Here is a 1164-nt window from a genome sequence, read left to right on the forward strand (position 1 = left end):
GATATGATGGACTCAATACTGTTTTATCTGGAGGGGATTTTTTTATGGCAAGAAAAGGACAATCATTTCAAAAATATACAGAAGAACTAAAGCGAGAAGCAGTTCGTCTTCGATTAGAAGAGAGAAAATCATTGCGAGAAATTCGTGAACAACTCGGTGTGAAGAGCGATGCCCAGATTATTGAGTGGGTAAAACGTGCGCAACAAGGAGAGTCCTTTGATGATCAACGTGGTGTCTGGAATCGAAAGAATTTTAATAGTCTAGAAGAAGAAAATGCTTATTTGAAGGCACAGGTTGAGTATTTAAAAAAGCGCAATCCAAATCTACACGGGAAGGAATGGTCCTAAAGAAAGAACGATTTTCTCTTATCGATTCATTACGCCAAGCCTATCCACTCCGATGGTTGCTTCAAATCGCGGAGGTTTCTAAGGCTGGCTACTATAAATGGCGGAAATATCATAACGTGCAGCGTTTACGTCAGAAAAGGGATATGTGGCATAAAGAACATATTTTATCTATTCATCGTCAGCACCCTTACTATGGGTATAAACGTATGACTCGTGCTTTGGCTCGAGAAGGAATGGTAATGAATCATAAACGTGTTCGTCGTCTTATGAGAGAGCTGGGTATTCAATCTATCATTCGAAAAAAACGTCCGTTTTATGGAAGAAAAACATCTGTGGTATTTAAAAATCATTTGAATCGAGAGTTTCAAGCTGAAAAGCAAAATCAAAAATTCGTAACAGATATTACTTATGTACGAATCGGAGAACAATTTGCCTATTTGTCAGCTGTGTTAGATTTATACAACAATGAAATTGTTGCCTGGAAGCTATCTTCAAGAAATGATTTAGATTTGGTTTTAACTACATTACGTCAATTAGAAGGGAAGTCATTAACTACTAAGCCCCTTTTCCATTCAGATCAAGGGTTTCAATATACATCTAAATCCTACGCAAAACAGTTAGAGAAATTAGGATTTGTCGGTAGTCATTCTAGACGTGGAAACTGTTTTGATAATGCGTGTATCGAATCATTCTTCTCACATTTAAAAACAGAGAAGTTGTATTTAGTGTGCCCAAAAACATATGAAATGGCCTACCGAGCAATTCAAGAATATATTCAATTTTATAATACAGAAAGATTCCAAGAAAAACTTCACGG

The 1164-nt window shown here is 36.6% G+C and carries 1 protein-coding gene; it reads left to right on the top strand.

Annotation, left to right across the window (positions count from 1 at the left end):
* Positions 1-44 precede the first annotated feature (44 nt).
* A protein-coding gene (locus MR169_RS27905) for an IS3-like element ISBth8 family transposase (protein ID WP_242320391.1) occupies positions 45-1164 on the top strand; the annotation gives its coding sequence in 2 pieces (ribosomal slippage) (positions 45-303 and positions 303-1164; 1121 coding nt annotated over the 2 pieces). This gene is flagged as partial in the annotation.

The sequence above is a fragment of the Bacillus cereus group sp. BfR-BA-01349 genome (genome assembly GCF_022663795.1).
Taxonomy (GTDB): Bacteria; Bacillota; Bacilli; order Bacillales; family Bacillaceae_G; genus Bacillus_A; species Bacillus_A cereus.